15 protein-coding genes and 4 tRNA genes are annotated in these 20661 nt (G+C 59.2%); 7 read left to right on the forward strand and 12 right to left on the reverse strand.

Going from position 1 to position 20661, the window contains the following annotated elements; translation table 11 throughout:
• Positions 1 to 35: 35 nt before the first annotated feature.
• Positions 36 to 1370: a Na+/H+ antiporter NhaA gene (gene nhaA, locus LIY45_RS11155; RefSeq protein ID WP_226476349.1), complete on the forward strand. Its 1335-nt coding sequence runs from the start codon at positions 36 to 38 to the stop codon at positions 1368 to 1370.
• Positions 1371 to 1459: 89 nt separating this feature from the next.
• Here the strand turns inward: nhaA and LIY45_RS11160 are convergent, their stop codons facing one another.
• The 10 genes from LIY45_RS11160 to LIY45_RS11205 all read right to left on the reverse strand — a co-directional run bounded on the left by LIY45_RS11160 (position 1460) and on the right by LIY45_RS11205 (position 10849).
• The gene (locus LIY45_RS11160) at positions 1460 to 3334 is read right to left on the reverse strand and encodes a SurA N-terminal domain-containing protein (protein WP_226476350.1); all 1875 of its coding nucleotides are present in this window, start codon (positions 3332 to 3334) and stop codon (positions 1460 to 1462) included.
• Positions 3335 to 3564: 230 nt separating this feature from the next.
• Entirely contained in the window at positions 3565 to 3837 is a 273-nt protein-coding gene (locus LIY45_RS11165) for an HU family DNA-binding protein (protein ID WP_003174819.1), read from the reverse strand.
• A 146-nt stretch (positions 3838 to 3983) separates the two neighbouring features.
• Complete coding sequence (lon, locus tag LIY45_RS11170; protein ID WP_017476934.1) at positions 3984 to 6380, reverse strand: endopeptidase La; 2397 nt, start codon at positions 6378 to 6380, stop codon at positions 3984 to 3986.
• A 151-nt stretch (positions 6381 to 6531) separates the two neighbouring features.
• Complete coding sequence (gene clpX, locus LIY45_RS11175) at positions 6532 to 7815, reverse strand: ATP-dependent Clp protease ATP-binding subunit ClpX (protein WP_003207856.1); 1284 nt, start codon at positions 7813 to 7815, stop codon at positions 6532 to 6534.
• A gap of 112 nt (positions 7816 to 7927) precedes the next feature.
• Positions 7928 to 8563: an ATP-dependent Clp endopeptidase proteolytic subunit ClpP gene (clpP, locus tag LIY45_RS11180; protein ID WP_003174822.1), complete on the reverse strand. Its 636-nt coding sequence runs from the start codon at positions 8561 to 8563 to the stop codon at positions 7928 to 7930.
• Positions 8564 to 8655: 92 nt separating this feature from the next.
• Entirely contained in the window at positions 8656 to 9966 is a 1311-nt protein-coding gene (gene tig, locus LIY45_RS11185) for a trigger factor (RefSeq protein ID WP_008431940.1), read from the reverse strand.
• Between the two features lie 402 nt (positions 9967 to 10368).
• Positions 10369 to 10444: transfer RNA gene (locus LIY45_RS11190), tRNA-His, on the reverse strand.
• An 82-nt stretch (positions 10445 to 10526) separates the two neighbouring features.
• A tRNA-Leu gene (locus tag LIY45_RS11195) sits at positions 10527 to 10611 on the reverse strand.
• A 53-nt stretch (positions 10612 to 10664) separates the two neighbouring features.
• A tRNA-His gene (locus LIY45_RS11200) sits at positions 10665 to 10740 on the reverse strand.
• 32 nt (positions 10741 to 10772) lie between these two features.
• A tRNA-Arg gene (locus LIY45_RS11205) sits at positions 10773 to 10849 on the reverse strand.
• 230 nt (positions 10850 to 11079) lie between these two features.
• Here LIY45_RS11205 and folD point away from each other — a divergent pair.
• Positions 11080 to 11934 (forward strand): bifunctional methylenetetrahydrofolate dehydrogenase/methenyltetrahydrofolate cyclohydrolase FolD, encoded by an 855-nt coding sequence (folD, locus tag LIY45_RS11210; RefSeq protein ID WP_017476932.1) that lies wholly within the window; start codon positions 11080 to 11082, stop codon positions 11932 to 11934.
• 208 nt (positions 11935 to 12142) lie between these two features.
• Complete coding sequence (gene pbpG, locus LIY45_RS11215; protein ID WP_017476931.1) at positions 12143 to 13075, forward strand: D-alanyl-D-alanine endopeptidase; 933 nt, start codon at positions 12143 to 12145, stop codon at positions 13073 to 13075.
• A gap of 46 nt (positions 13076 to 13121) precedes the next feature.
• Here pbpG and LIY45_RS11220 read toward each other — a convergent pair whose 3' ends face one another.
• Positions 13122 to 13751 carry a peptidase C39 family protein gene (locus LIY45_RS11220; RefSeq protein WP_226476443.1) on the reverse strand — a complete coding sequence of 210 codons (630 nt, stop codon included), beginning with the start codon at positions 13749 to 13751 and terminating at the stop codon, positions 13122 to 13124.
• Between the two features lie 263 nt (positions 13752 to 14014).
• Here LIY45_RS11220 and LIY45_RS11225 point away from each other — a divergent pair, with 263 nt between their 5' ends.
• Positions 14015 to 14176, forward strand: coding sequence for a hypothetical protein (locus LIY45_RS11225; protein ID WP_010166825.1), 162 nt, complete (start codon positions 14015 to 14017; stop codon positions 14174 to 14176).
• Between the two features lie 4 nt (positions 14177 to 14180).
• On the opposite strand, the gene LIY45_RS11230 is transcribed toward LIY45_RS11225, so the two are convergent.
• On the reverse strand, positions 14181 to 14591 hold the full coding sequence (locus LIY45_RS11230; RefSeq protein ID WP_017476929.1) for a hypothetical protein: 411 nt from the start codon (positions 14589 to 14591) through the stop codon (positions 14181 to 14183).
• Between the two features lie 216 nt (positions 14592 to 14807).
• Here LIY45_RS11230 and LIY45_RS11235 point away from each other — a divergent pair, with 216 nt between their 5' ends.
• From LIY45_RS11235 to LIY45_RS11245, 3 genes are read left to right on the forward strand one after another with little or no spacing between them, the layout of a single operon-like run.
• Entirely contained in the window at positions 14808 to 18029 is a 3222-nt protein-coding gene (locus tag LIY45_RS11235; protein ID WP_226476351.1) for an efflux RND transporter permease subunit, read from the forward strand.
• Positions 18019 to 19185, forward strand: coding sequence for an efflux RND transporter periplasmic adaptor subunit (locus LIY45_RS11240; protein WP_226476352.1), 1167 nt, complete (start codon positions 18019 to 18021; stop codon positions 19183 to 19185). Before LIY45_RS11235 ends, LIY45_RS11240 begins: the two co-directional genes overlap by 11 nt.
• The gene (locus LIY45_RS11245; RefSeq protein ID WP_226476353.1) at positions 19169 to 20587 is read left to right on the forward strand and encodes an efflux transporter outer membrane subunit; all 1419 of its coding nucleotides are present in this window, start codon (positions 19169 to 19171) and stop codon (positions 20585 to 20587) included. Before LIY45_RS11240 ends, LIY45_RS11245 begins: the two co-directional genes overlap by 17 nt.
• The last annotated feature ends 74 nt before the right edge of the window (positions 20588 to 20661 follow it).

The following is a 20661-nucleotide window of genomic DNA, read 5'->3' on the forward strand; positions in this document are numbered from 1 at the left end:
ATAAGCATTGGTCGGGCCGCCAATGGAGACTTGTCGTGCCTGATAAACACCCTGCTATTCCTCGCCCCCAGGTTTTGGTCGAAGGCGCCCTGTCTGCATTGGAGCGGTTTTCACGCATCGAGGCCGTCAGCGGCATCGTGTTGCTGCTGGCGGCGATTGTCGCGCTGATCTGGGCCAACAGCCCGGTCGCCGATTCCTACGAACACTTCTGGAACACCCCACTCACCATCGGGCTGGGAGACTTCACCGTCTCGCGCTCGTTGCACTTCCTGGTGAACGACGGGTTGATGACCATCTTCTTCCTGGTGGTGGGCGCCGAGATTCGCCAGGAGATCCGGGACGGCGCACTCGCCAACCTGAAACTGGCTACCCTGCCCTTGGGCGCTGCGCTGGGTGGCGTGCTGATGCCGGCGCTGATCTACACCCTGCTCAATCATGGCACCGAAGCGGCCAGCGGCTGGGCCGTGCCCACCGCCACCGACATCGCGTTTGCCGTAGGCGTGCTGGCGCTGTTGGGTAAATCGATTCCGGCTGGCGTGCGCATCTTGCTGCTGGCGCTGGCGATCATTGATGACATCGTCGCCATCCTGATCATCGCGATCTTCTACACCGCAAGCCTTGACTACATGGGCCTGGTGATCGCGGCCTGTGGGTTGGCGCTGGTGCTGATTTTCCAGCGGATGGGCATCGGCAAGGCCGTCGTGTACCTGTTGCCAGGGGCGATTGTCTGGTTTGGCCTGCTCAAGACCGGCGTCCATCCGACGCTCGCGGGCGTAATGCTTGGCCTGATAACGCCCGTCACTTCCAGACCCACTCGGGAACGCCCTCTGGACACCATCGGGCGCACATTTAACGAACTGATGGACCGGCTTTCGCATCCGGCTGAAAGTGCCCATCAGGTCGCCAAACCATTGAAGCAATTGAGACAGGCCCAACGGGAAATGTTACCGCCGGTGCAACGCATTCAGGACGGTCTACACCCTTGGGTGGCCTTCGGCGTCATGCCTCTGTTTGCCCTGGCCAACGCGGGGGTGAGCCTGCAAGGGTTCAACCTGGACGACCCACTGCCCCACGGTGTGTTCATGGGGGTCATCCTGGCGTTGGTACTCGGCAAGCCGCTGGGGGTGATGCTGGCGAGTGTCGTGCTGGTCAAACTGAACATCTGCACGCTGCCGGAGGGCGTGACCTGGAACGGCGTCGCCCTGGTGGGCCTGCTGGCGGGGATTGGTTTCACCATGTCGATTTTCATCTCGTCGCTGGCCTTCTCCGATCCGACGCTGCTGTCGGCTGCCAAGCTGAGTGTGCTGAGCGCTTCGACCCTGGCGGCTGTGATTGGCCTGAGTTGGGGCAAGCTCAAGTTTGCGCGTTGAATCAAGACTGGTTGAGTCCGCTGATTAGTGGATAAAAAAAGACCCCGGCCTCTTCAGGCCGGGGTCTTTTTATTCAGGCAGTAACGCGATCAGAACTTCTTGATCTCAGCCTTGGTTTCCAGCTGCTTGCGATAGGCAGCGAAGTCTTGCTGACCGATACGCGAAGCGAGGAAGCGGCGGTACTGAGCTTTCTCGTCATCGGTCGGGGCAGCGGCTTCGTTGACCGCGTTCAAGCGCACGATCACCAGGCTACCGTCTGGCAGGGTCACACTGGTAAAGGTCGGCTTGTCCTTGGCCGCAGGCTTTGGCATGCGGAACAGGGCTTGCAGCACGGCAGGCTCGACGCCTTCCTGGCCACGGGTGGCCCCTTCGGTGACTTTCCAGGCCTGGCCATCCACCGGCTGGCTCAGCGGTGTCTTGCCATCACGCAGGTTGGCAATCAGCTCGTCCGCGTGAGTCTTCGCCGCAGCGCTTGCGCGCTCCTTGGTCAACTGGGCACGGATGGCAGTGGCAACGCTTTCCAGCGGCAGCTGGGTAGGCTTCAAGTGCTCTTTGGCACGCAGCACCACGATGGTTTCCGGATCCAGCTCGATGGCGGTGCTGTTGGCACCTTCATCCAGTACTTCAGGGCTGAATGCAGCGGTCACCACGGCGCGGTTGGCAGCAATGCCTTCGCCACCCTCACGGCCAAACGGCGCGGAGGTGTGCACGGTCAGCTTCAGGTCCGACGCCGGCTGGGCCAGGTCGGAAGCTTCGAATGCAGCGTCTTCCAGTTGCTTGGTCGCGTCGACGAAACGCTGTTCAACCTGCTGGGTCTTGAGCTCGCGGGTCAGCTTGTCTTTCAGGCTGGCGAACGATGGCACTTCTGGTGCTTCAACGCCCAACAGCTTGATCAGGTGCCAGCCGAAGCTCGAACGCACCGGTGCCGAAACCTGGTCCTTGTTCAACGCGTACAGCGCTGTCTCAAAGGCAGGGTCGTAGACGCCTGGGCCGGCGAAACCGAGGTCACCGCCATTGCTCGCAGAACCTGGATCCTGGGAGAACTCCTTGGCCAGGGCTTCGAATTTCTCGCCTTTGGCCAGGCGTGCCTGGATCTCTTCGATCTTGGCCTTGGCCTGCTCGTCAGTGGTCTTGTCGTTGACTTCAATCAGGATGTGCGCCGCGCGACGCTGTTCAGCGAGGTTGGCGGTTTCTTTCTGATAGAGGGCTTGCAGCTCATCGTCCTTGACCGCGACCTGGTCGAAGAAGGAAGCCTTCTTCAGCTCCAGATAGTCGATGACCACCTGGTCCGGGGTCATGAACTCTTTGGCGTGCTGGTCGTAGTAAGCCTTGACCTCGTCGTCGGTGATCTTCACCGCCGCCGGATCAGCCTTGACGCTGACGGTGGCGAAATCGCGGGTCTGTTTTTCCAGACGGGCGAAAGCGAGCACTTCGGCATCCGTCACAAAACCGCTGCCGGCAATACCAGCACGCACCTGGCCGATCAGCATTTCCTGGCTCAGCATCTGACGGAATTGCATACGGCTGTAGCCCAGCTGACGGATCACCTGGTCGAAACGCTCAGCGTTGAACTGGCCATCCACCTGGAATTCCGGCGTCTGCAGGATCACTTGATCCAGCGCAGCTTCGGAGAAGGCGAATTTCGAATCGGCAGCGCCTTGCAGCAGCAGCTTGCGATCGATCAGGCTTTTAAGAGCGGCGTCGCGCAGCAGCTTTTCGTCCAGCAAAGAAGCATCGAAGTCCTTGCCCAGCTGTTGCATCAGCTGACGACGTTGCATGTCGACGGCCCGGCCCAGTTCGCTTTGGGTGATTTCTTCACCGTTGACCTTGGCCACGTCCTGCTTGTTGTTGGTCGAAGCCTGAAAAATGGCCTCGATACCGGTGAACGCCATCAATGCGACGATGATCCCGATAATAGTTTTGGCAATCCAGCCTTGTGAATTGTCCCTGATATTCTGCAGCATGCGTCCCCCAGAAACGGTTGAACTTCAAAATTAGGCAACCGTGGAGCGTGGGTAGAGTCCGGATAGAAGAAAGGCGCATCCGAGGATGCGCCTTCTCGTAACTGGCGGAGCGGACGGGGGTTTGAACCCACACCCCCGGCGTGGCGACCCGATGGATACGTGGGTCAGCTGCCGCTCCGCTGCCAGGTCAGACCTTCGTCAGACCCGGATGGGTAAGGCTTGAGCGAAGCTTAGTTAACGGCTTCTTTCAGGGCTTTACCGGCTTTGAAACCTGGTTTTTTGGCAGCGGCGATTTGCAGAGCCTTGCCAGTCTGTGGGTTACGGCCAGTGCGAGCTGGACGATCGGTCACAGAGAAAGTACCGAAACCAACCAGTACCACAGAGTCGCCGGCCTTGAGAGCGCCAGTGACGGATTCGATTACTGCGTCCAGCGCACGGCCAGCAGCAGCTTTCGGGATATCAGCAGATGCAGCGATAGCATCAATCAGTTCCGACTTGTTCACTCTAAGTCCCCTTTTATCTATTGAGTATGATTCTAAGTTTTTTGGTGAAAGCAAAAACCAGTGCTGAATGGCCTACAGACACTTAAGAGCCGCTTTATAACAAGGGCTCTAAAAAGCTGTCAAGGAAGCCCCCAGGCTTAAACGTATTAATGCGTGCTAATTCTTTCCTTAGAGTCAGACTCGCGTTTTTCATCCTTTGCAACTATCTCCGGAGCCACATCCGGCAAGGGCTCCGGCGCGTATTGCAGCGCAATTTGCAGGACCTCGTCAATCCATTTAACCGGTTTAATCTGCAGATCCTGCTTGATATTGTCAGGAATCTCCTTCAAGTCGCGAACATTCTCTTCAGGAATGATCACGGTCTTGATACCACCACGGTGTGCAGCCAGCAATTTCTCTTTGAGGCCACCAATGGCCAGTACCTGACCACGCAGGGTGATTTCCCCGGTCATGGCGACATCGGCGCGCACCGGAATGCCGGTCAGGGCTGATACCAGTGCCGTGCACATGCCTACGCCTGCGCTAGGGCCGTCTTTCGGGGTCGCCCCTTCCGGCATGTGGATGTGGGTGTCGTGCTTCTCGTGGAAGTCCAGGGGAATCCCCAGGCTTTTGGCGCGGCTGCGCACCACGGTCTGCGCGGCAGTGATGGATTCGACCATCACGTCACCCAGGGAACCGGTCTTGATCAGTTGCCCTTTGCCCGGGATAACGGCGGCCTCGATGGTCAGCAATTCGCCGCCCACTTGAGTCCACGCCAGGCCAGTGACCTGACCCACCTGGTCCTGCTGCTCAGCCAGGCCGTAGCGGAATTTACGCACGCCCAGGAAGTGTTCCAGCAGCTCAGCGGTGACCTTCACCGAGAAGCGTTTTTCCAGCGCATGTTCCTTCACGGCCTTGCGGCAGATCTTCGCCAGTTGACGCTCAAGGCCCCGTACACCAGCCTCGCGGGTGTAGAAACGAATGATGTCGCGGATCGCGTCGGCATCAAATTCGATCTCGCCTTTTTTCAGGCCGTTGGCCGCAATCTGCTTGGGCGAGAGGTATTTGACAGCAATGTTGATCTTCTCGTCTTCGGTGTAACCCGGCAGACGAATCACCTCCATCCGGTCCAGCAAGGCTGGCGGAATATTCATCGAGTTGGAGGTGCACAGGAACATTACGTCGGACAGGTCGTAGTCGACTTCCAGGTAATGGTCGTTGAAATTGTGGTTCTGCTCAGGGTCGAGCACTTCCAGCAAAGCCGATGCCGGATCGCCACGCATGTCGCTGCCCATTTTGTCGATTTCATCGAGCAGGAACAGCGGGTTGCGCACCCCCACCTTTGTCATCTTTTGAATCAATCTTCCTGGCATCGAACCGATATAAGTCCGGCGATGACCACGGATTTCCGCTTCATCACGCACGCCACCCAAGGCCATGCGGACGAATTTACGGTTTGTTGCGTGAGCAATCGACTCGGCCAGCGAGGTTTTACCCACGCCAGGAGGACCGACCAGGCACAACACCGGGCCGCGAATCTTCTTCACGCGCTTTTGCACGGCGAGGTATTCGAGGATGCGTTCTTTGACTTCTTCGAGACCGTAGTGATCGGCGTCCAGAATATCTTCGGCGCGGGCCAGGTCCAGGCGCACCTTGGTCTGGGCCTTCCACGGCACCTGCACCAGCCAGTCGATATACGAGCGAACCACGGTGGCTTCGGCCGACATCGGCGACATCTGCTTGAGCTTGTTCAGCTCGGCGGTGGCCTTGGTCAAGGCGTCTTTTGGCAGGCCAGCGGCATCGATGCGCTTTTTCAGCTCTTCGATTTCGTTATGGCCTTCCTCGCTGTCGCCGAGTTCTTTCTGAATGGCCTTCATCTGCTCATTCAGGTAGTACTCGCGCTGGCTGCGCTCCATTTGCTTTTTGACACGCCCGCGAATGCGCTTCTCAACCTGCAGCAGGTCAATTTCGGCATCCAGCAACGCCAGGACGTGTTCGACCCGGGCCGACAAATCGATGATTTCGAGAATGTCCTGCTTCTGCTCGATTTTCAGCGCCATGTGCGCGGCCATGGTGTCGACCAGGCGGCTTGGCTCATCAATGCTGTTGAGGGAAGAGAGGACTTCTGCGGGGACTTTCTTGCCCAGCTGCACGTATTGCTCGAACTGGGACAGCAGGCTGCGCACGAACACTTCGGATTCGCGCTCAGGGGCGTCGACTTCGTCGATCAGCGCCACTTCGGCGCGCAGGTGGCCGTCCACTTCCATGAAGCGCTCGACCGCACCGCGCTGCTCACCTTCCACCAGCACCTTGACGGTGCCATCAGGCAGCTTGAGCAGTTGCAGGACAGTTGCAACAGTACCGACGCGATACAGGGCGTCTTCGCCCGGATCATCGTCAGCAGGATTTCTCTGGGCCAGCAGCAGGATCTGCTTGTCGCCCGTCATCGCGGCCTCGAGGGCTTCGATAGACTTCTCGCGCCCCACGAACAGCGGGATAACCATGTGCGGATAGACGACGACATCACGCAACGGCAGGAGAGGCAATTCGATGGTTGTCTTCATGATTTCGCCTCTATGACAGATGAAAGTAAGCTTGAAACCAAGATGGGGGCTGCCTGCAAAAAAAACAAGCGTAATGGCATCAGTTAAACGCAGTAAAAACAAAGGGGCCCGTCAAGGCCCCTTTATTTGGTACAGCTCGGCGGCGCAACGCTTACGCGTCTGGCGCAGCCTTGGCAGCCGGCTCACTGTTTTCGTAGATATACAGTGGCTTGGACTTGCCTTCTATAACGCTTTCGTCGATCACCACTTTACTCACCTCGGACTGCGAGGGGATTTCGTACATGGTGTCGAGCAGTACGCCTTCGAGGATCGAGCGCAAACCACGGGCGCCGGTCTTGCGCTCCAGTGCCCGCTTGGCCACCGATTTGAGCGCGTCAGCACGGAACTCGAGGTCCACACCTTCCATCTCGAACAGCTTGGCATATTGCTTGGTCAGGGCGTTTTTCGGTTCGGTGAGGATCTGCATCAACGCAGCTTCATCCAACTCGTCCAACGTCGCCAGCACTGGCAGACGGCCAACGAATTCCGGGATCAGACCGAACTTGACCAAATCGTCAGGCTCGACTTCACGCAGGGATTCACCGACTTTCTTGCCTTCTTCCTTGCTGCGTACTTCTGCACTGAAGCCAATGCCACCGCGGGTGGAACGGTTTTGAATAACCTTTTCCAGACCGGAGAACGCACCGCCACAGATGAACAGGATGTTGCGCGTATCAACCTGAAGGAATTCCTGCTGTGGATGCTTGCGGCCGCCTTGTGGCGGTACGGAAGCAACAGTACCTTCGATCAGCTTCAACAGCGCTTGCTGCACGCCTTCACCGGAAACGTCCCGAGTGATCGACGGGTTGTCGGACTTGCGCGAAATCTTGTCGATTTCATCGATGTAGACAATGCCCATCTGGGCCTTTTCCACGTCGTAGTCGCATTTCTGCAGAAGCTTCTGAATGATGTTCTCGACGTCTTCACCTACGTAACCGGCCTCGGTAAGAGTGGTTGCGTCGGCGATGGTGAAGGGAACGTTCAGCAGGCGAGCCAGGGTTTCTGCAAGCAGGGTTTTACCCGAGCCTGTAGGACCGATCAGCAAGATGTTGCTTTTGCCGAGTTCGACATCGTCACTTTTCTTGTCACGCTGGTTCAGGCGCTTGTAGTGGTTGTACACCGCTACGGCCAGAACCTTCTTTGCACGCTCTTGACCAATCACATACTGATCAAGGATGCCGCTGATTTCTTTAGGCGAAGGCAATTTATGCGCGCTGCTTTCGGCCTGGGCTTCCTGCACCTCCTCACGGATGATGTCATTGCACAGGTCGACGCACTCGTCGCAGATAAAGACCGAGGGGCCGGCAATCAACTTGCGTACTTCATGCTGGCTTTTGCCACAGAAGGAGCAATAGAGCAGCTTGCCGTTGTCCTCGCCGTTGCGGGTGTCAGTCATTCGTTCGATCCAAATCCGATAGGCTTGCAACACAAGATGAAGGCTATTGAGGGCTTTTTCAAGCCCACTGGTGGTCGGACCTGCCGACCAGCCCTATTTTGAGCTGCTTATATTAAGCGGGGCGCTTTTCGATCACTGCGTCGATCAACCCGTATTCACGCGCGGCTTCGGCGCTCATGAAATTGTCACGGTTGGTGTCGCGCTCGATTTCTTCCAGGGTATGCCCGCTATGTTTGGCCATCAGCGTGTTGAGACGCTCACGAATAAAGAGGATTTCCTTGGCATGGATTTCGATGTCCGATGCCTGGCCCTGGAAACCGCCCAGTGGCTGGTGAATCATCACGCGTGAGTTCGGCAGGCAGTAACGCTTGCCCTCAGCACCAGCGGTCAACAGGAAAGCACCCATGCTGCACGCCTGACCGATACAGGTGGTCGATACGTTCGGCTTGATGAACTGCATGGTGTCGTAGATCGACATGCCCGCTGTCACCGAACCGCCCGGGGAGTTGATGTAGAGATGGATGTCCTTGTCCGGATTTTCCGCTTCAAGGAACAGCAGCTGCGCACAAATCAGGTTGGCCATGTAGTCCTCTACCGGACCAACCAGAAAGATCACTCGCTCCTTGAGCAGGCGCGAGTAAATGTCATAGGCGCGTTCGCCACGAGCAGATTGCTCGACAACCATCGGGACCAGGCCGCCAGCGGCCTGGATATCAGAGTTCTGCTGAATATACGAATTACGGAACATGCTCTGCAGTTACTCCCAAATAGTCATGTCTTGAATACGCATAAGCCAGCGCGAGGCTGGCTTATGGGTGTATTTTCAAACGAGTTGAGCGATCAGTCGGCTTGTGCTGCTTCAGCCGGCTTGACTGCTTCTTCGTAAGAGACCGCTTTATCGGTCACCTTAGCCTTCTGCAGAACAGTATCCACAACTTGCTCTTCCAGCACAACCGAACGCACTTCGTTCAGCTGCTGGTCGTTCTTGTAGTACCAGGACACAACAGCCTCAGGCTCCTGGTAGGCCGAAGCCATTTCCTGGATCATTTCGCGAACGCGGGTTTCGTCTGGCTTGAGGTCGAATTGCTTGACCACTTCAGCCACGATCAGACCCAGTACAACGCGGCGCTTGGCTTGTTCTTCGAACAGCTCGGCAGGCAGTTGGTCAGGCTTGATGTTGCCACCGAACTGCTGAACAGCCTGCACACGCAGACGATCAACTTCGTTGGACAGCAGGGCCTTCGGCACTTCGATCGGGTTGGCGGCCAGCAGACCGTCCATCACCTGGTTCTTGACCTTGGATTTGATGGCCTGACGCAGCTCACGCTCCATGTTCTTGCGAACTTCGGTGCGGAAACCTTCGATGCCGGTTTCCTTGATACCGAACTGGTTGAAGAACTCTTCGTTCAGTTCTGGCAGCTTAGGCTCGGAAACGGTGTTGACGGTCACGGTGAACTCGGCGGCTTTGCCAGCCAGGTCCAGGTTCTGATAGTCAGCCGGGAAAGTCAGGTTCAGAACGCGCTCTTCGCCGGCTTTGGCGCCAACCAGGCCGTCTTCGAAACCAGGGATCATGCGGTTGGAACCCAGCACCAACTGGGTGCCCTTGGCGGAGCCGCCAGCGAATGCTTCGCCGTCAACCTTGCCAACGAAATCGATGTTCAGCTGGTCTTCGTTCTGGGCAGCACGATCGGCCACTTCAAAACGAGTGTTCTGCTTGCGCAGGATTTCCAGCATGTTGTCCAGATCGGAGTCAGCAACATCAGCGCTCAGGCGCTCGATGGCGATCGAATCGAAACCGGCAACTTCGAACTCAGGGAACACTTCGAAGATTGCAACGTATTCCAGATCCTTGCCGGCTTCCAGGGACTTAGGCTCGATGGAAGGCGAGCCAGCCGGGTTCAGCTTTTGCTCGACAACGGCTTCGTAGAAGGAAGCCTGGATCACGTCACCTACAGCTTCCTGACGGGCATCAGCACCGAAGCGGCGCTTGATTTCGCTCATTGGCACTTTGCCTGGACGGAAACCAGCGATCTTGGCCTTTTGGGCAGTCTGCTGCAGACGCTTGTTGACCTGGGTCTCGATGCGCTCGGCCGGCACGGTGATGCTCATGCGGCGCTCAAGAGCAGAAGTATTTTCAACAGAAACTTGCATGGATATTCCTCGTTGCACAGACGTTAGCTGGCCGTTTCCGACCCCAGAATCAAGGGCATGCATTCTAGTGGGTCAAACTCAAGAAGTCACCCTACTGAAAACGGGTAAAAAAACAGCAGGCAATTTATAGGTACGAATGCACGAGTGCAGCTCGCCCCGGTAGCAAATACATCCCATCACGCCAGGGCTCTGCGCCAACCCTTCTATATATAGAAGCAGCTGCCAATCATCTCCCTGACAACCGGCCCTGCGGACAAGGCCAGCGAGCAGTGCGGCATCATCGCGAAACATAAATACGACGAAACGCCCTGCCCCTGCAGCCCAGCACCTGCGACTGCGTTGAAACTCAAACCGCTGAAACAAAAAAGGCGCCAGACTATTAATCTGGCGCCTTTCGAAATATGGGGTGGACGAAGGGGATCGAACCCTCGACAACGGGAGTCACAATCCCGTGCTCTACCAACTGAGCTACGCCCACCATATTGCGTGACCAAAAAGCCCGTCAAAATGGCTATTTGTTGAACATCGCGACGACCATCCGGCCTTCACGAAGCTTTATTTGGTGCGGATGAAGAGACTCGAACTCTTACGCCTCGCGGCGCTGGAACCTAAATCCAGTGTGTCTACCAATTCCACCACATCCGCATGAAGCTCTTAAAGCAAAGGCGCCAGACTGTTAATCTGGCGCCCTTTAAATATGGGGTGGACGAAGGGGATCGAACCCTCGACAACGGGAGTCACAATCCCGTGCTCTACCAACTGAGCTACGCCCACCATATTGCGCTACTTGTGCCAAAGCTGCCTAATGGCGCACCCGGCAGGACTCGAACCTGCGACCATCCGCTTAGAAGGCGGATGCTCTATCCAGCTGAGCTACGGGCGCCTTATTAATCTGTACTCTTGGAGGATTACAAACTAACCAGTGCTAGGCTGTGCCCGACAAGTGCGACGAATAGTATAGATGCACCCGAAACCCGTCAAATCCTTTTTATAAAAAATTCATTTTATTTAAGGGGTTAGGGGAATTTGCAGACCAAGCGCCTTTGCCCTCGCGCCATGGCATGCGAGAATGCGCGCACTTTTCTTCCCCCTCTCGATGGTTAATCACGCGTAATGACTGCACAACTTATCGACGGCAAATCAATCGCCGCCAGCCTGCGCCAGCAGATCGCCAAACGAGTCGCCGAGCGCAGCCAACAAGGCCTGCGCACGCCGGGCCTCGCGGTGATCCTGGTCGGCAGCGATCCTGCCTCTCAGGTTTATGTCTCGCACAAGCGTAAAGACTGTGAAGAGGTCGGCTTTATTTCAAAAGCCTACGACTTGGATTCCGACACCACCCAGCAGGCCCTCACCGACCTGATCGACAGCCTCAACGACGATCCGGCCATCGACGGCATCCTGCTGCAACTGCCATTGCCCGAGCACCTGGACGCGTCGAAACTGCTCGAACGCATCCGCCCGGACAAAGACGTCGACGGCTTCCACCCTTATAACGTCGGCCGCCTGGCCCAGCGGATCCCGCTGCTGCGCCCATGCACCCCGAAGGGCATCATGACCCTGCTGGAAAGCACCGGCGTCGACCTGTATGGCCTGGATGCTGTCGTCGTTGGCGCCTCGAACATCGTCGGCCGCCCGATGGCCATGGAACTGCTGCTGGCCGGCTGCACCGTGACCGTCACCCACCGCTTCACCAAGGACCTGGCGGGCCACGTTGGCCGTGCCGACCTGGTGGTGGTCGCCGCCGGCAAGCCGGGCCTGGTCAAGGGCGAGTGGATCAAGGAAGGCGCCATCGTCATCGACGTCGGCATCAACCGCCAGGACGACGGCAAGCTGGTGGGCGACGTGGTGTACGAAACCGCCCTGCCCCGCGCTGGCTGGATCACCCCGGTCCCGGGTGGCGTTGGCCCGATGACCCGTGCCTGCCTGCTGGAAAATACCCTGTACGCCGCCGAAACCCTGCACGACTAATAACCAGCCGCTCTGAAAAAGCCCTGCCTTATCGCAGGGCTTTTTATTGGCCGGATAAAAAGTACTTTTTTCTTTGTTTTTAAGGGCTTTCATCTGTTTTCAGAAGAACATTCGACAGTTTCTGATCCATACTCCTAAAATGTAACGGCATTTATCAGAAAGTCCGTGCAGAACGGTATATCCCTACTTTTTTAGCGAGTTCATCCGCGTGAAAATTCATCTTTCCATCATCAGCCTATTTTTTGCATTTACAGGCACCTTCGCGAACGCCAGCGAAACCACCATGGCCCCCCGCGACATGTCCACCCTGCACATCGCTTCCGGCAGTGCGATGGTGGTAGACCTGCAGACCAACAAAGTCATCTATGCCAGCAACCCGGATGTCATCGTGCCGATCGCCTCAGTGAGCAAACTGATGACCGGTCTGATCGTGCTGGAAGCCAAGCAAAACATGGACGAGTACATCGACATCAACATCAAGGACACGCCAGAGATGAAAGGCGTGTTCTCCCGGGTCAAGATCGGCAGCGAGATGCCGCGCAAAGAGATGTTGCTGATTGCCCTGATGTCCTCGGAAAACCGCGCCGCCGCCAGCCTGGCCCACCACTACCCGGGCGGCTACCCGGCCTTTATCGCGGCGATGAACGCCAAGGCCAAGGCGCTGGGCATGACCAGCACCCACTATGTAGAGCCCACCGGCTTGTCGATCCACAACGTGTCCACCGCCCGTGACTTGAGCAAACTGCTGGCCGCTGCACGCAAGTACCCGATGCTCAGCCAGTTGAGTACCACCAAGGAAAAGACCGTCTCGTTCCGCAAACCCAACTACACCCTGGGTTTCTCCAACACTGACCACCTGATCAACCGCGCCAACTGGGACATCAAGCTGACCAAGACCGGCTTCACCAACCAGGCCGGCCACTGCCTGGTGCTGGTGACCAGCATGGGCAATCGCCCGGTGTCGCTGGTGATCCTCGATGCCTTCGGCAAATTCACCCACTTTGCCGATGCCGGGCGCATCCGCAGCTGGGTCGAAACCGGCAAGAGCGGCTCGGTGCCAGACGTCGCCTTGCGCTACAAGGCTGACAAAAACCTGAAGAACCGCCCACGGGCGAATGTTCAGGTCACCGAATCCCGCTGATTCGTAAACAGACACATAAAAAACGGCGCCCTTGAGCGCCGTTTTTTTATTTGGCCTGACTGGCCAATGTCTTGACTGCCTGGGCCGCCGCCTGTTCCTGGCCCGCCTGGGCCGTGGCGCTGGCAGCCTGCTGCCAGCGCTGGGCGTCGACCTTGACCGGCAACTGGGTGGGCCGCTGAACCAGCACCGCCCACTGGCCGGCGTCTTTCCACGCTGACTCAAACGTACTGAAATCCATCGGCATGCGCCGCGCCAACCCCGAACGCAGCAGCACCATGCTCTTCTGCTTGTTGTACCCCACCACCACGACATACCGTGGCCCGGCCCAGAAGGTCGAGCCCTGGGTGATGCGCGCCATCACCGGGTACCCGGCCGCGACCTGTGCCAGCAGCGCCGGCAGCTGGTCTTCCAGCGGGTACACCAACATCCCGTATTCACGGGCCAGCACCTGCATGTTGCGCTCAAGGTCCGCTTCAGCACCCGGCAAATGCAGTGGTTTATCCAATAGCCCCGGTGTAATCACAATGCCTTGTTGGGACAGCATGCTGGCCAGAGCGGCAGGGCCACCGAGGTAAGTCTCGCCGCGAAACGCCGGCACGCCCTTGAGCTCGACACTCTCCGGCAGGCCCGGGATGCTGGTGGGTTTTGGATGCGAGGTGCAGGCCGCCAGCCCCATGAAACAGGCGGCGACCCACCAGGAGGTTTTAATGTTCGAGGGAAACCGCAACTTCTTCACTCACTTGATCAACTGCCGACGTGGGCCCTGATCATAGGACGCTCCGGGGCGCGGGTATAGCCTTGTGCCGCAGTAAAAGGCCCGCCATAGAGCAAACAAGTTGGACGCACACGACCATTGGTCAATAGCAGGCAACCTGCGGATAGCTAGACTGTCCATTGAGAAGACAGTGTGTGCCCGGTACCGGGCGAAAGGAGGCACTTATGAGCCTGACAACAACGATTCTGCTTTTGATCTGTGGCTGGTTGGCCGTCGCCGCCGCCATGCTCTGGGGCGTGATGCGCGTGACCCGCCGGCACCATCACCCACAGGTAAAACCCGCAGCACCCGGCAAGCTGCACAAACCCGCCGGGCACCACGCCTGACGCCTTAGCCAGGCATGCAACTGAAGTCATCGGTCTGCGCCAATTCCTTGCCGTGGCTATCCTTCAACTCGGCACGCACCGTCGTACCCAGGCTGGATTCCACCAGGGTGTAATGCTCGCCGGCCTTGAAGTTGCCGTAGGTCACATGCCCGCGACAATCCTGCTGGTTATCATCCCCCGCCTCTTCTTCAAACAAGGTGACATCCAGGCGATGCGCGCCGGGTTTCACTTCGAAGTAGCGGCCATCATTAATGTTTTTACCGTCTACCCGCTCGGCCATCAGGTCATTGGGCGCCTCCTCTTGCAGGCCGATCCAGGCTTCGCTCGGGTCCGCCTTAGGCATCGGGCCGGCACACGCCGACAACAGCAGGACCGCACTCAAGGCCGGGATCAACAACAAGGGTTTAAGAGACATGGCAGAACTCCAAATGGATAAAGAGTGAACAGGCGAAACAGCTCCCGTTCGATCGGTATCCAGCTTGGTACTGTCACCATTGTTGAACAAATGAATACATATGAAAGGATCTTCAGCCGTTAACTAAATCTTCCTTCACCTGGCTGAAAGGTGCGTGTTAGGTGGGTCGGGCAAGACTGCCGGGGTTTGCAATCCCACTCCTTTGGAGGTTACGGCATGCTCGGGCTGGTAAAGACCGCACTGCTCAAGCCCTACACGTTTATCGTGCTGGCAATATTCATCTGCATCATTGGGCCCATGGCGGCCTTGCGTACCCCCACTGACGTATTTCCCGATATTGGCATCCCCGTCGTCGCGGTGGTGTGGCAGTACAACGGCCTGTCTCCGGACGCCATGGCCGGTCGCGTGATCTACACCTACGAACGCTCCCTGAGTACCACCGTCAACGACATCGAACACATTGAATCGCAGTCGTTACCCGGCATGGGCATCGTGAAGATTTTCTTCCAGCCCGGCGTGGATATCCGCACCGCCAACGCCCAGGTAACCGCGGTGTCACAAACCGTGCTCAAGCAGATGCCACCGGGCATAACCCCACCGCTGATCCTCAACTACAGCGCCTCCACGGTGCCGATCCTGCAGATGGCGTTCTCCAGCCCCAGCCTGTCGGAAGCGAAGATCCGCGACCTGGTGCAGAACAATATCCGCCTGCCCCTGAGCGCCCTGCCCGGCCTGGCCATGCCCACGCCGATGGGCGGCAAGCAACGCCAGATCACCCTCGACCTCGACCCACAGGCGCTGGCCGCCAAAGGCCTCTCGGCACAGGACGTGGGCAACGCCCTGGCCCTGCAAAACCAGATTATCCCGGTGGGTACCGCCAAACTCGGTCCCAACGAATACACGATCTTGCTCAACAACAGCCCCAAGGCGATTGATGAGCTCAACGACCTGCCGATCAAGACCGTCGACGGCGCGATCATCACCATCGGCCAGGTGGCCCACGTGCGTGACGGCTCGCCGCCGCAGACCAACATCGTGCGCGTCGACGGCCACCGTGCGGTGCTGATGCCGGCCCTGAAAAACGGCAGCATCTCCACCCTGTCGATCATCGACGGCATCCGCCAGATGCTGCCGCGCATCAATGAAACGTTGCCACCTTCACTGAAGACCTCACTGCTGGGCGACGCCTCGGTGTTCGTCAAACAGTCAGTAGGCAGCGTGGCCCAGGAAGGCATCATCGCGGCGTTGCTGACCAGTGCGATGATCCTGCTGTTCCTCGGCAGCTGGCGCTCGACCCTCATCATCGCCGCCTCGATTCCCCTGGCGGTGCTCTCGGCCATCGCACTGTTGGCGGCCACCGGGCAAACCCTCAACGTCATGACCCTCGGCGGGCTGGCGTTGGCGGTGGGGATCCTGGTGGATGACGCCACGGTGACCATCGAGAACATCAACTGGCACCTGGAACAAGGCAAGGCGGTGAAGGACGCGATCCTCGACGGCGCCAAGCAAATCGTCGGCCCGGCGTTCGTGTCCCTGCTGTGTATCTGCATCGTGTTCGTGCCGATGTTCATGCTGCAAGGCATCGCCGGTTATCTGTTCCGTCCGATGGCGTTGGCGGTGATTTTCGCCATGGCCAGCTCGTTCATTCTGTCGCGAACGTTGGTACCGACCCTGGCGATGTTCCTGCTCAAGCCTCACGTGCCGGAGCAAGGCCAGGGCCATCACCCGGAAGACGAATTCATCAACCATCACGAGGGCGACCAGCACAAACCCCAGCGCAACGCCGTGCTGCAATCGGTGCTGAATTTCCAGCAGGGTTTCGAGCGTCACTTCTCCAACGTGCGCGACGTTTACCACAGCCTGCTGACCCTTGCCCTGGGTGCACGCAAGCGATTCATCGTGGGTTTTCTGGCGTGCATCCTCGCCTCGTTCCTGCTGCTGCCAAGCCTGGGCCAGGACTTCTTCCCGGCCACCGACGCCGGGGCCATGGCCCTGCACGTGCGCTTGCCGTTGGGTACACGGATCGAAGAAAGCGCCGCTGCATTCGACCGGATCGAAGCGCGGATTCGCGAGATCGTTCCGGCCGATGAACTCGACACCATCGTCGACAACATTGGCATCCCGCTGAGCGGCATCGACATGGCCTACAGCAGCAGCGGCACCATCGGCCCACAGGACGGTGACATCCAGGTCACTCTGAAAAAAGACCACGCGCCGACCGCTGACTACGTGAAAAAACTGCGAGAGGCCCTGCCCGAAAGCTTCCCCGGCAGCCAGTTCGCCTTCCTGCCGGCGGACATCAGCAGCCAGATTCTCAACTTCGGTTCACCGGCCCCGCTGGACGTGAAAATCTCCGGGCGCAGCGATGAAGAAAACCGCGCCTACGCCGTGGAACTGGAACGTCGCCTGAAACACGTTCCAGGCATTGCCGACCTGCGTATCCAGCAGTCCACCGGCTACCCGTCACTGCAAGTCAACGTGGATCGGATGCGCGCCAACGGCCTGGGCATCACCGAGCGTGACGTGACCAACAGCATGGTTGCGTCCCTGGCCGGCAGTTCGCAAACCGCACCGACGTTCTGGCTGAACCCGGCCAACGGCGTGTCGTATTCGATCGTGGCGGCAACCCCGCAGTACCGCCTCGACAGCCTGCCCTCCCTGGAAGCGTTGCCGGTAACCGGTGCCGATGGCCAGTCGCAGATCCTCGGCGGCGTAGCGACCATCTCTCGCGTGCAAAGCCCGGCGGTGGTGACCCACTACAACATCGAACCGACCCTGGACCTGTACGCCAACGTGCAAGGCCGCGACCTCGGCGGCGTCGCCAGCGATGTGCAAAAGGTGCTGAACGACATGGCCCCGATGCGCCCCAAAGGCGCGACCATCAGCCTGCACGGGCAGATCGATGCGCTGCATGAAGCGTTCAACGGCTTGAGCTTCGGCCTGCTCGGCGCGGTGGTGCTGATCTACCTGCTGATCGTGGTCAACTTCCAGTCCTGGACCGACCCGTTCGTGATCATCACCGCGCTGCCGGCGGCCCTGGCGGGCATCGTGTGGATGCTGTTCCTCAGCGGCACCTCGTTGTCGGTGCCTGCACTCACGGGCGCCATCCTGTGTATGGGCGTGGCCACCGCCAACTCGATCCTGGTGGTGAGCTTCTGCCGAGAGCGCCTGGCGGAACATGGCGACGCCCTCAAGGCCGCACTGGAAGCCGGCTACACCCGTTTCCGCCCGGTCTGCATGACCGCCCTCGCGATGATCATCGGCATGTTGCCGCTGGCCCTGTCCGAAGAACAAAACGCGCCGCTGGGACGTGCCGTGATCGGCGGCCTGATCCTCGCCACCACTGCCACTTTGCTGTTTGTACCCGTGGTCTTCAGCCTGGTCCACGGTCGTCACCCTACTCGCGCTGCTGCTGGAGAAACTTCACATGTCGTCTGATCACAAACCCTCGCGCAAGCGTCTGATGCTCATGGGTGTCGGCGGCCTGACACTGGCTGCACTGTTGGTCGCCAACGGCCTGCACGCCCGTACGATGCATGAAAAATCCGTCACCGCCTGGACCGAAACCGCCGCCGTGCCGCAGGTGCTGGTGTTCCAGCCGAAGCAGAACGCGGCCGGCGACACCCTGCGCCTGCCCGCGCACCTGGAAGCCTGGAGCAAGGCACCGATTCATGCGCGGGTCAGCGGCTACCTGAAAGACTGGAAAGTCGACATCGGCAGCCAAGTCAAGGCCGGGCAAATCCTCGCCGAGATCGACAGCCCCGACCTCGACCAGCAAGTGGCGCAAACCCACGCCCGCATGGTGCAGGAACAGGCCAACGCACGCCTGGCGGAAACCACCGCCACCCGCTGGAAAAACCTGCTGGACAGCCATTCGGTATCGCGCCAGGAGGCCGATGAAAAAACCTCCAACGCGCTGGCGGCCAAGGCCAACGCCCAGGCCGCCGAGGCGGACTATGCGCGGCTCTCGGCCCTGGAAGACTACAAGACCATTCGCGCGCCATTCGCCGGTGTGATCACCGCGCGCAACACTGACATCGGCCAGTTGATCAAGGCCGACAGCGACAGCGATCCCGAGCTGTTCGACATCGCCGACACCCACCAACTGCGCCTCTACGTGCCGGTGCCGCAGAACTATGCGGCGGTGATTCATCCCGGGTTGGCCGCCCAACTGACGGTACCCGAGCATCCCGGCGAGCACTTCAGCGCGAAGCTGATGGGCGACTCCACCGCCATCGACCGCCGCTCCGGCACCCTGCTCGCACAGTTCGTGGCCGACAATCCGGACGGCAAGCTGCTGCCCGGCGACTATGCCGAGGCCACCCTGGCGATTCCGGCGGACACCCATGGCGTGAGCATCCCGGCCAGCGCCCTGATCTTCCGCGCCCAAGGCACCCAGGTCGCGGTACTGGACGCCAAGAACCACGTGCACCTGCAAGACATCCACATCGGCCTCGACCTCGGCGAACGCCTGGTCATCGATCAAGGCCTGAAACCCGCCGATCGCGTAGTCGACAACCCACCCGACGCCCTGCGCGAAGGCGACGCCGTGCAACTGGCCGATGCCGGAGGTGTCCATGCGCCCAAGGCTTAAACCCCTTGCCGCCTTGGTGTTGATGGCGCTGCACGGTTGCTCGCTGGCGCCCACCTACAAGGCACCGACCCTTGACCTGCCGGCCAAATACCGCGAACAGACCAGCGATGGCCCGTGGCACAGCGCACAACCGTCGGACCAACTGGCGCCGAAGTGGTGGCAGCTTTACCAAGACCAGCGCTTGAACGACCTGCAGGAACAACTGCTCAAGGCCAACCCGGACCTGGCGGCGGCGCTGGCGCATTTCGATGCGTCCCAGGCGTATGCCAGCCAGTTGCATGCCGGGTTGTTCCCGCAAATCACCGCCAGCGCACAGCCGTTGCGTCAGCGCCAATCGGATTCCCGGCCGCTGCGGGGCGATACCCAGCCGTCGGTGTACAACAGCAACACGGCGGGGTTTGCGCTGAGCTTTGATCTGGATCTGTGGGGCAAAATCCGCAACCAGGTGGCGGCGGGTGATGCACAGGCCCAAGCCTCCGGAGATGACTTGGCGGTGGCGCGCCTGAGCCTGCAGCATCAGTTGGCGACGCTGTACGTGCAGCTCAACGGGCTGGATGCCCAGAGCCGGATTCTCAGCAGCTCGCTGGATGATTTTGGCCAGGCACTGAAACTGACCCGCAGCCGGTACGAAGGCCAGATCGCCTCGGAACTGGACCTGACCCGCGCGCAGAATCAGCTGGCTGAAGCCGAGGCCCAGCTTGACGATGTACGCGGTCAGCGCAATCTCACCGAGCATGCGATTGGGGAACTGGTGGGCGTGTCGGCCAGTGAGTTCCAGCTGCCGCCGAGCCAGCAACTGATCGCCTTGCCGGGAATTCCACAGCAGTTGCCGAGCCAGTTGCTGCAACGTCGGCCGGATATTGCGGCGGCGGAGCGGCGGGTGTTTGCAGCCAACGCGAATATCGGCGTGGCCAAGGCGGCGTGGTACCCGGATTTCAGTTTGACCGGCTTGATTGGCGGGCAGACCCAAGGTGTGGGCAACTTGTTCTCGGCAGCCAATCGGTACTGGGCGCTGGGGCCGCTGGTGAATCTGCCGATCTTTGATGGCGGGCGGTTGAGCGCCAATGAGCGCCAGGCCAAGGCGGAGTTTGAAGAGGCTTCGGCGCACTATCGCAGCCAGGTATTGAGAGCCGTGCGTGAGGTGGAAGACAACCTTGGTCAACTGCGTGATTTGCAGCAGGAAGCAATGGATGAACAAGCCGCCGCGAATGCTGCGGAGCACACCCAGGCGCTGGCGATGAACAGTTATCAGGCGGGGGCTGTGAGCTATCTGGATGTGGTGACGGCGCAGACCGCAGCGTTGCAGGCGCAGCGAACGTTGCAAGCGGTGCAAACGCGGCAGTTGCAGGCAAGTGTGGGGTTGGTGACGGCGCTGGGCGGAGGCTGGAAGCCCGACGCCTGATACAAATCTCGAGCCCACCCTGGATCAAATGTGGGAGCTGGCTTGCCTGCGATAGCGGAGTGTCAGGCACTGCA

The sequence above is a fragment of the Pseudomonas sp. MWU16-30323 genome (assembly GCF_020515595.1).
Lineage (GTDB): Bacteria > Pseudomonadota > Gammaproteobacteria > Pseudomonadales > Pseudomonadaceae > Aquipseudomonas > Aquipseudomonas yamanorum.